We start from the raw sequence: 9,925 nt of genomic DNA, 5'->3' as shown, positions 1-9,925 counted from the left end.
GGGGCTGTCGGACGTGTCCTGCATCGTTACCTGTCTGCGCGGAGCGGAAAACCGGCGCTGAACATCGCATGCCACCGCGCCGGCGTCCATGCCGGCGATGACCGTGTCCGGCAGCTCCCGTAACGGCACGACTTCGGCGACAATTCGCCGATGCCGATATCGCCTTCGAACAAAGCCCTGCTGCAGATCCATTTCTGCGTCCTGTTGTGGGGGTTCACGCCCATCCTCGGCAAGCTGATCAGTCTGCCGGCGCTGCCACTGGTCTGGTGGCGCATGTTGCTGGTGGTGGCGACCCTGGCGTTGCTGCCACGGGTCTGGCGCGGCCTGCGCGGGATGTCGCCGCGATTGCTGCTGGCCTATGCCGGCATCGGCGCGCTGGTCGCGCTGCACTGGCTGACCTTCTACGGCGCGATCAAACTGGCCAATGCCTCGGTGGCCGCGACCTGCATCGCCCTGGCGCCGGCGTTCACCTCGGTGATCGAGCCGTGGCTGGCACGGCGCCCGTTCTCCCGCCGCGAACTGGTGTTCGGCCTGGCGGTGCTGCCAGGGGTGGCGCTGGTGGTCGGCGGCGTGCCCGACGGCATGCGCGCCGGGATCGTCTCCGGTGCGATCTCGGCACTGCTGGTGGCTTTGTTCGGTTCGCTCAACAAGCGCATGGTCGAACATGGCGATCCGTTGACGGTGACCGCGCTGGAGCTCGGCGCCGGCACCCTGTTGTTGAGCCTGCTGGCGCCGCTGATGCCGATGCTGTTCAACAGTTTTTCCGGCGACCTGTACGTCTGGCCCAGCCTGCGTGACGGCAGCTATCTGCTGCTGCTGTCGTTGCTGTGCACGTTGCTGCCGTTCGCGCTGTCGCTGGTTGCGCTGCGCCATATGAGCGCCTATGGCGTGCAGCTGGTGACCAACCTGGAGCCGGTGTACGCCATCATCCTGGCGATCCTGCTGCTGGGCGAACAGCACGAACTGACGCCGCTGTTCTACCTGGGCGTGGCGATCATCCTGACCGCGGTATTCCTGCATCCCCTGCTCGGTCGCAGCAAAGCGCGGGTACCGGTGCAGCCACCGGAAGTACTGGGCACCGCCGAAGCCAGGAACCTGCTGGACTGATCCAGCGCCTGCGCCGTCCTATCGCTCAGCCTTCGCGCACCTGATCACGACCGTGGCCCTTGGCCTGGTACAGCGCCAGGTCGGCGCGCTTGAGCAGCTGTTCCGCACTGTCACCACGACGATAGTAGGCCAGGCCGATGCTGACCGTGATCGGCAGGCCCAGTGGCAGCGTCGCCACATTCTGGCGAATGAATTCGCACTGCAAGCGTGCCGCGTCGCTGCCGACTTCGGGGATCAGCAACACGAACTCCTCGCCGCCGTAACGCGCCGCCAGTCCATTGCCTGCCAGCTGCGCGTTCAACATCCGCGCCAGCGCCAGCAGCACGCGGTCGCCTTCGTCATGGCCATGCAGGTCATTGATGATCTTGAAATGATCGACGTCCAGAAGCGCCACCGCCAGCGACATGCCGTTGCCGACGGCGCGCTCCAGGGCCTGGCTCAGCGCGGCGGTAAAGGCGCGGCGATTGGGCAGGCCGGTCAGCACGTCGGTACGGGTCTGCTCGGTGAGTTCGGCGTTGGCGTCCTCCAGTTGCTGCTGGTACGCCTCCAGTTGTTGCTCGTACCACTGCCGCTCGCGCATCTGCAGGCTCAGCTCGCGCGAGGCCAGGCGCATCTGCATCGCCTGCGACGCACGCCGCGCCAGCGCCTGCATGCCGGCGATCTGGCGGCTGTCCAGCGACCTGGGCTGGGTGTCGAGCACGCACAGGGTGCCCATCGCCAAGCCGTCGTGATCGCTCAACGGTGCGCCAGCGTAAAAGCGGATGTGCGGCGCGGCAGTGACCAGTGGATTGTCGTGGAAGCGTTCGTCCAGCAGCGCATCGGGTACCACCATCACCGCCTGCGGTTGCAGGATGGCGTGGCCGCAGAAGGATATGTCGCGTGAGGTTTCGCTGACATCCAGCCCCACCCGCGCTTTGAACCATTGGCGCTCGGCATCGATCAGCGATACCAGTGCGGTCGGGGTATCGCAGACGGCCGCGGCGATCAACGCCAGATCGTCGAAGGCGGCTTCGGATTGGGTATCGAGGATGTCCAGCCGCTGCAGGGCATCCAGGCGTTGCGCTTCGTTGCCGGGTTTTGGCGGTTTGATCATGAGGCCTCCAGCGCGCACCTTAGCCGCTGCGGCATGCATCCGCCGTGATGGGCTTCACCGTCCTGGCGGCGACACCGCCGCCCGCACCGGCGCGGGCTACCATTGCGCCTGTTGCGGCAGCAGGCCACGTAGTTCCTGTTCGGTCAGGTTGCGCCATTGCCCGGGCTTGAGTGCGCCCAGCTTGATGTTGTCGATGCGCACGCGGCGCAACTGGGTCACGCGGTAATCAAACGCCGCCGCCATCAACCGGATCTGCCGGTTCAAACCCTGGGTCAGGGTGATGCGGAAGCCGAACTTGGCCAGCTTGCTGGTCCGGCACGGCAGCGTCATCTGGTTGTGCACGCGCACCCCACGTGCCATGCCACGCAGGAACTCATCGGTGACAGGACGATTGACCGCGACCATGTATTCCTTTTCGTGGCGGTTTTCCGCGCGCAGGATCTGGTTGACGATATCGCCGTTGCTGGTCAGCAGGATCAATCCTTCCGAATCCTTGTCCAGCCTTCCGATCGGGAATATCCGCTGCTCATGGCCGACGAAGTCGACGATGTTGCCCTTGACCGCGCTCTCGGTAGTGCAGGTAATGCCCACCGGTTTGTTGAGCGCGATATAGACATGCCGGCGTCCGCTGCTCTTGATCAGCGCGCGCGCGCGCAACGGCTGGCCGTCGATGCGCACTTCGTCGCCCTCGCCGACCACCGCGCCGGTGCCGGCGGGCTGGCCGTTGACGGTGACCTTGCGCGCGGCGATCAGCCGGTCGGCTTCACGGCGCGAGCAGTAGCCGGTTTCGGCGATGTGTTTGTTGAGGCGTGTGGTCATGGATGCATCATCGGATGTCTGCACCGCGCAGGCCAGGGCTGCACGGCGCGTTTATCGGCCGACAGGTTTATCGACCGGCACGACAGTCGTCGTCGCCGGTCGCAGCGGCAGCCGGCGGATCAGAAGTTGCCGGGCTTGCCGGGGCCTTTGCGATGTGGCTTGGGCGGAAAGCCACCGCCATCGCGCGCGCCCATCGGTTTGCCACCCGGCCTGCCACCAGCGCCCGGCTTGCCGGCAAACCTGCCGCCGCCGGGTTTGCCCGCGTGTGGCCGCGGCCCACCGGCAGGCGCCGGCTTGCCAAAGCGGCGCGGCGGCGCATCGCCGGGACCATCACCCAGTTTGTGGATGCGCAACTGCTGCCCCGAAACCCAGACCTTTTTCAGGTGGCTCATGATTTCAGGCGGCATGCCGTCGGGCAGGTCCAGCACGGTGTGATCGTCGTGGATGTCGATGCGGCCGATGTAACGGCTTTCCAGTCCTGCTTCGTTGGCGATTGCACCGACGATGTTGGCCGGCTTGACCCCATGCTGGTGGCCGACCTCGATACGGAAGGTTTCCATCCCGACTTCGGGTTCGCCGCGCGGTGGCTTGTCGAAACGCGGGCGCTCGCCACGCTCCTGCTCGAAACGGGGCTGCTCGAAGCGCGGCTGCTCGAAACGGGGCTGTTCGAAACGTGGCGGCTCGGCGCGTGGCCGCTCGCCGGCACGCTCGAACGGCGGACGCTCATGGCGCGGGCGTTCACTGCCCTGCTCGCGTGGCGGCCGGTCAAAGCTGCGCGGACGTTCGCTGCCGGCGCCGTCACGGCGCGGGAAGCGATCCTCGCGCGGAGCACGCTCGTTGCGCGCGCCGCGGTCGCGGTCCTGCGCTGACGGACGCGGACGATCCGCTGACAGCAGCAACGGGGTCTTGCCCTGCACCAGTCGCGCCAGGGCCGCGGCGATGTCGACCGCCGGCACGTTGTGTTCGCGCTCGTAGCTCTCGATCAGGCTGCGATAGTCGCCGGCTTCGCCCGAGGCCAGGGTATCGGTGATGCGGCCGAGGAAGCGTGCCACGCGCTTGTCGTTGACCGCTTCCACACTGGGCAGCTGCATTTCCTGGATCGGCTGGCGGGTCGCACGCTCGATAGCACGCAGCATGCCCTTCTCACGCGGGGTGACGAACAGGATCGCCTCGCCGCTGCGACCGGCACGGCCGGTGCGGCCGATGCGGTGGACGTAGCTTTCGGTGTCATAGGGGATGTCGTAGTTGAGCACATGGCTGATGCGCTCCACGTCCAGCCCGCGTGCGGCCACGTCGGTGGCCACCAGCACGTCGATGGTGCCGTCCTTGAGCTGCTGGATGATCTTCTCGCGCTGCGCCTGCTGGATGTCGCCATTGATGGCGCCCGCCGCCAATCCACGCGCCTGCAGCTTTTCAGCCAGCTCCTCGGTCGCGGCCTTGGTCCGGGCGAAGATGATCATCGCGTCGAAGGTTTCGGCTTCGAGGATGCGGGTCAGCGCATCCAGCTTGTGCATGCCGCTGACGAACCAGTAGCGCTGGCTGATGTTGGCCGAGGTGGTGGTCTTGGCCGCGATGGTGACCTCGGCCGGGTCTTTCAGATAGGTCTGGGCGATGCGCCGGATCGCCGCCGGCATGGTCGCCGAGAACAGCGCCACCTGGCGGGTTTCCGGGGTCTTCTTGAGCACGGTCTCGACATCGTCGATAAAACCCATGCGCAGCATTTCGTCGGCTTCGTCCAGCACCAGCGTGGTCAGGCCGGACAAATCCAGCGAACCGCGCTCGAGGTGATCGATGATCCGTCCCGGGGTACCCACCACCACGTGCACGCCACGCTTGAGCGCCTGCAGCTGCGGGTAGTAACTCTGGCCGCCATACACCGGCAGCACATGGAAACCGGGGATCTTGGCGGCATAGCGCTGGAAGGCTTCAGCGACCTGGATCGCCAGTTCGCGGGTCGGCGCCAGCACCAGCACCTGCGGCTTCTTCGCCGACAGGTCCAGGTTGGACAGCACCGGCAGCGCGAACGCGGCGGTCTTGCCGGTACCGGTCTGGGCGGTGCCCAGCAGGTCACGGCCGGCCAGCAGTGCCGGGATGGTGGCGGCCTGGATCGGCGACGGCGACTCGTAGCCGACTTCGGTGACCGCGGCCATGACCGGCGCGGACAGGCCGAGATCGGCAAAGACCAGGGATTCGGAAGGGGTTGATTCAGACATGGGGAACTCCGGGCGTCGCGGAGTGCGCACGCAAGCACGCTATTGTGCGCTCACATACAGGTGGCTGTCCCCCTGCAACATGAACAGGGCATCACGACGGCCTTGCCCGGACGCTGTTTGCGCCGGATCAGGGCGCCGGCGGCCGGCGGCGCCGGCCAAATCCGACCATCCGCTGCTTTTCTTCGTCCCATAGCTTGAGGCCGGCGGAACGGAAGCTGGAAAACAGCGTCACCCGCGGTGCCTGGCGCAGCAGCTCGCTGGATTCGAAGGCCTCGCGCAGGCGGTAGTTGGGAATGCGGCTGGCCAGGTGATGGATGTGGTGATAGCCGATATTGCCGGTGAACCAGTGCAGCACCCGTGGCAGGTCGAAATACGAACTGCCGGCAACCGCCGCCTTGCCGGCATCCCAGTCTTCACGCCGCGACCAGTAGGCACCTTCGAAGGTGTGCTGCACATAGAACAGCCACACCCCCACCGCACCGGCCAGCAGCACGATCGGCAGGTGGACCATGAACACGGTGTGCCAGCCAATCGCAAACCCCAGCACCACGATCGCCACCGCCAGGGTCAGATTGTTGCGCATCACGCTGGCCCATTCCTTTTTCCAGCTGAAGGGCAGGTCGAACGGAAAACGGTGCTTGATTACGAACTGGTACAGCGGGCCGATGCCCAGCAGCACCGGGGTGCTGCGGTAGAAGCGATAGCAGCACCGTCCCAGCCATGAACGCGCCTCGTATTCGGCCACGGTCAGGGTGTCGATATCGCCCATCTCGCGCCGGTCCAGGTTGCCCGAGGTGCCATGGTGGATGGCGTGGGTCTTCTTCCAGTAGCCGTACGGGAACAGTGTAATCAGGCCCAGGCAGCCGCCGACCAGGTCATTGGCGCGCTGGCTGGCAAAAAACGAGCCGTGGCCGCAATCGTGCTGGATGATGAAAAGACGTACATACAGCCCCGCCGCCGGCACCGCCATCAGCAAGGTCCAGCCGTAGCCCCAGCCGGCGACCACGCTCCATGCCATCAGCGTCCACAGCGCCAGCAGCGGTGGCAAGGTGTTCAGCAGTTGCCAGATGGCCGGCCCCAGTCGTGGCTTGGCGAACTGGGCGCAGAACTTGCGCAGCTGACTGGCGTCAGCGATGGGTTGGACGGCGCTCAAGTGATTCTCCCGGCAATGCCCGATTGTCGGCGAGCGGATGTGACGTTCGCTAGCGTACGGGCGGTGTCAATCAGTGACCGCCGGCCGGTTCCGGCGACCTTGTCAGCCACCGGGGTGAGCGGACATGCCAGCGCATGCCCGTTCCGCCCCGCAACAGCGATAATCACCATCTGCCCCATCCCCCGGTCTATCCATGCAAACCGTGCAATTCGAACTCGAACCCGACCGCGATCATGTCGAACTCAACCAACTGCTGAAACTGGTCGGCCTGTGCGACAGCGGTGGCGCCGGCAAGGCGATCGTCGCCAGCGGCGCGGTCAGCGTTGATGGCCAGCAGGAACTGCGCAAGACCTGCAAGATCCGCGCCGGCCAGGTGGTGACCCTGGAGGACACCGACATCCAGGTGGTGGCTGCCGATCATCGCTGACCGCGTGGTCACCGGCGCTCCACAACGTTTATGCGTGGTCGGCTGCTCCGGCAATTGAACGGTTGAGTCCAGTAGTTCCCGGTAAAGCGGCAAAGCGCTCTTCGTTGTCCGCCGGTGCGGGGTGCCGAGGGCTTGTGCCGGTGTAGCGATTGTCCCGCGGCGCAGTTGCCGCCCGCTGGCCGCCGGCAATAGATGAAAGTTCCTGCAAGGAAACATCCACTGCCGCGAATCATCCCTGTAACCCGCAAAAGCCGATACCGATGCCCGCCATGACTGAGCCGATGGGTCCCTCCCTGGTCGACGCCAGAGCCGAGTTCGCGCAACTCATTCACCAGCATCAAGGCATCGTGCTCAAAGTCGCGCATGGTTACAGCCGCCATCGGCAGGATCGCGCCGATCTGGTCCAGGACATCCTGCTGCAGCTCTGGCGCGCGTTCGCCGATTACGACCGCCAACGTCGCTTTTCCACCTGGGCCTACCGGATTGCGCTGAACGTAGCCATTTCCCATCTGCGTCATGACGTTCCGCGCCGGCAACTGGCCGATCCAATGGACGAACAACTGCAGCACCTGAGTGACGACAACAGCCGCGACGCCGAGACCGAACATCAGCTGCAACGCCTGCAGCAGTGCATACAGCAGCTGGAACCGATGGAGCGCGCGTTGATGCTGCTGTATCTGGACGGTCACAGCTACCGGGAAATCGGCGACATTCTCGGCATCTCCGAAATCAACGTCGCCACCCGTATCCATCGACTGAAACAACGCCTGCGCGCTGATTTCTGACCTTCTCGCCTCGCTCGACTCATTGGGAACAACGCATGGAACTCGACGACTTCAAAGCTAGCTGGCAAACGCTGGGACAACAGCTGCAACAGCAGAACGCCATCAATCTGGAACTGTTGAGAGAGACAAAGCTGCACCGTGCCCGATCCAGTCTGCGTCCGCTGTTCTGGGGCCAATGCCTGCAAATCCTGCTGGGCATCGGCATGCTGGTGCTGGGAGTGTCTTGCTGGAGCGCCCATGCCGATGTGCCACACCTGCTGGTGGCCGGCATCATCCTGCACATCTACGGCATCCTGGCCATTGCACTGGGCGGCATGACCATGGCGCTGGGCCGCGTCGATCCGTCGCTGCCGGTGCTGCTGCTGCAGAAGAAGCTGGCGCAATTGAGCCGCATGTACGCGATCGGCGGTATGTGGCTGGGGGCGAGCTGGTGCCTGCTCTGGATCCCCTTTTTTATGGCCCTGGCTGCGCTGGTGGGCGTGGACATCTACGCACACCGACCGGGCGTTGTCGGTTGGGCGGTGGCAATCGGAATTCCCGCATTGCTGCTGACATGGGCCATCCAGCGCCGTGCGCAAATGGCCAGGCAACGGGGTCCAGGCCAGACTCCGGATATACCACTGGCAGGTGCCAGCATCATTCGCGCCAATCAGGCGCTGGACGAACTGGCACGCTTCGAGCGGGATTGAATGCCGGCAGCGGCCGACAGTGCCTCAGCCATCTTCCGGGCCGGTCGGCTCCAGTGTTTCCTGTGGCACCAGCGCGGCCGAGCCGGCCGCCGCGGGCGCGGCCAGCGATTCGGCTTTTTCGCGTTCGCCGCGTGCCGACAGGCGACGGTCGAATTCGGCCAGCGGGCTTTCGTGCGGACAGGTCTGGTCGGGGAAGCCGTAATCGCCACGCAGCGCCAGACCGCAGGCATTCATCTCTTCGACCGCGAATCCGGGCGCGCCGCAACGGCGGGTGAAGGCGAGCAGGAATTCATCACGGCGGCGGACGAAATCCTCGCCGCAATCGCGGGTCAGGCGAATCCGGTCCAGATCGTCCTGCGCGGCATTGGCGCCCTGCAGGCCGTATTCCATCAGTTCGCCATTATCCAGCAGCCGCAGCTTGCGGTTGGGTACGGTCATCATCAAATCGGCGATGGTCACCGCCGCGCCGTTGCGTTCCAGGTAATCCTTGAGCTGGGCGTAGACCTCGCGCAGTTCCTGGCTGAGTTCGGCGCGGGTGGTGGCCTTGGAGTTGATCCGCATCATCCGGTGGATGCCGACGCGTCCGGCAATCACCCGCTGGTCGCCAGCGGCCAGGATCAGCACGCAGGAGCTGTGGCAGATGGCGTCCTCGCGCACCCACAGCGTCCATTGCGAAGCGCCGATGATGTCGCCAGCACGAATCGCGTCTTCGACCTGGCCGCCGCTGGAACTGATGTCCAGCACCCGTTCCTGGATGTCCATGCGCTGGGCGATATTCGACACCCGCTCCATCAACGCGGTGAATTCGGCATTGATCTTGCCGGTGTAGCGCAGCCGCACCACCCCGGTCTGCTTGCAGGGTTTGATCGCGTCGGCCAGCTGCAGGAAATCCAGGCTGTCCAGCGGCTGGCCGTCGCCCTGGCTGTAATCCAGCTCGCAGCTGACCTGGGTGACGCCGGCGGTCAGCGGCACGTTGGGCCACTCGGTGGTCTTGCTGAGGTCGATCTTTTCCTTTCGGGTCGCGGCTTTGCCGACGCTGATGGCGCCGCTCTCCTCGCTGCCGTTGGCGGTCTCGACCGCGACCACGGCCGGCGCCGGCGCCGGAGGCGCGGGTTTGCAGGCCGACAGCAGAATCAGGGCAACACAAACGACGATGCGTACAGGCATTGGAAACAATAAGCCGGGGGAGTGGGTCCAGTCTAACGGCTGCCCGCGGCCGCGGACGACCGCGCAGTGAACAACGGACGCCGGCTGGGCCACAAGCCACGATGCCGGCGAGCGGCGTCCTGGCCGCAGCATCAAAAGTGCTGCTGGTCGGTCGCCCGCAGGTCGGCGATGGTGCTGTCAAACCCGGCACGCTTGAGGTAACTGGAGCAGCCGGCCAGTGCCACCGCCAGCAAACCCATCCCCGGAAGCGACTTGTGGGGCTATCCGCTGGCCATGCTGTATCTTCCGTCGCGCAATGGCAGCGCGCCGCGGCAGTCATTGTTATCGTTCAATGAAAGCGCTGCCGGTCAAATATCGAACACCCTGTGTGGCGTGAAGAAAATGTGTGAGGGTTCAGGATTGTCTGCGGTTGCCGCCGAGTCCATCACAGTTTCGCCGACCGCTGCCGATACCAGACATGAGCCCCCGGCGT

10 protein-coding genes are annotated in these 9,925 nt (G+C 65.2%); 4 read left to right on the top strand and 6 right to left on the bottom strand.

Annotated elements, in window-relative coordinates:
• The coding region (locus tag ABB29_RS16595) for a hypothetical protein (RefSeq protein WP_211260754.1) at positions 1-192 on the bottom strand (192 nt) is incomplete at its 3' end.
• Between ABB29_RS16595 and ABB29_RS14320 the strand changes: the two genes are divergently transcribed.
• Positions 151-1,107 (top strand): DMT family transporter, encoded by a 957-nt coding sequence (locus ABB29_RS14320; RefSeq protein ID WP_057660251.1) that lies wholly within the window; start codon positions 151-153, stop codon positions 1,105-1,107. The two genes, ABB29_RS16595 and ABB29_RS14320, sit on opposite strands and share 42 nt — an antisense overlap.
• Positions 1,108-1,132: 25 nt before the next feature.
• Here the strand turns inward: ABB29_RS14320 and ABB29_RS14315 are convergent, their stop codons facing one another.
• The 4 genes from ABB29_RS14315 to ABB29_RS14300 all read right to left on the bottom strand — a co-directional run bounded on the left by ABB29_RS14315 (position 1,133) and on the right by ABB29_RS14300 (position 6,385).
• The gene (locus ABB29_RS14315) at positions 1,133-2,200 is read right to left on the bottom strand and encodes a sensor domain-containing diguanylate cyclase (RefSeq protein ID WP_057660249.1); all 1,068 of its coding nucleotides are present in this window, start codon (positions 2,198-2,200) and stop codon (positions 1,133-1,135) included.
• A 96-nt stretch (positions 2,201-2,296) separates the two neighbouring features.
• On the bottom strand, positions 2,297-3,019 hold the full coding sequence (locus ABB29_RS14310; protein ID WP_057660247.1) for a pseudouridine synthase: 723 nt from the start codon (positions 3,017-3,019) through the stop codon (positions 2,297-2,299).
• A gap of 119 nt (positions 3,020-3,138) precedes the next feature.
• Positions 3,139-5,232, bottom strand: coding sequence for a DEAD/DEAH box helicase (locus ABB29_RS14305; protein WP_057660245.1), 2,094 nt, complete (start codon positions 5,230-5,232; stop codon positions 3,139-3,141).
• A gap of 127 nt (positions 5,233-5,359) precedes the next feature.
• Entirely contained in the window at positions 5,360-6,385 is a 1,026-nt protein-coding gene (locus tag ABB29_RS14300; RefSeq protein ID WP_157062668.1) for a fatty acid desaturase family protein, read from the bottom strand.
• 193 nt (positions 6,386-6,578) lie between these two features.
• On the opposite strand from ABB29_RS14300, the gene ABB29_RS14295 reads away from it, so the two are divergent.
• The 3 genes from ABB29_RS14295 (at position 6,579) to ABB29_RS14285 (ending at position 8,286) form a co-directional block, all read left to right on the top strand.
• The gene (locus ABB29_RS14295) at positions 6,579-6,812 is read left to right on the top strand and encodes an RNA-binding S4 domain-containing protein (RefSeq protein ID WP_057660243.1); all 234 of its coding nucleotides are present in this window, start codon (positions 6,579-6,581) and stop codon (positions 6,810-6,812) included.
• Positions 6,813-7,081: 269 nt separating this feature from the next.
• Positions 7,082-7,597, top strand: coding sequence for an RNA polymerase sigma factor (locus ABB29_RS14290; RefSeq protein WP_083487949.1), 516 nt, complete (start codon positions 7,082-7,084; stop codon positions 7,595-7,597).
• Positions 7,598-7,632: 35 nt separating this feature from the next.
• A complete protein-coding gene (locus tag ABB29_RS14285) occupies positions 7,633-8,286 on the top strand; it encodes a hypothetical protein (RefSeq protein WP_057660237.1) in 654 nt (217 codons plus the stop codon).
• A gap of 24 nt (positions 8,287-8,310) precedes the next feature.
• Here ABB29_RS14285 and ABB29_RS14280 read toward each other — a convergent pair whose 3' ends face one another.
• Positions 8,311-9,453: a COG3904 family protein gene (locus ABB29_RS14280; RefSeq protein ID WP_057660235.1), complete on the bottom strand. Its 1,143-nt coding sequence runs from the start codon at positions 9,451-9,453 to the stop codon at positions 8,311-8,313.
• Between the last annotated feature and the right edge of the window lie 472 nt (positions 9,454-9,925).

The sequence above is a fragment of the Pseudoxanthomonas dokdonensis genome (genome assembly GCF_001431405.1).
Classification (GTDB): Bacteria; Pseudomonadota; Gammaproteobacteria; order Xanthomonadales; family Xanthomonadaceae; genus Pseudoxanthomonas_A; species Pseudoxanthomonas_A dokdonensis.
This window is presented reverse-complemented; position numbering and strand designations above follow the sequence as displayed.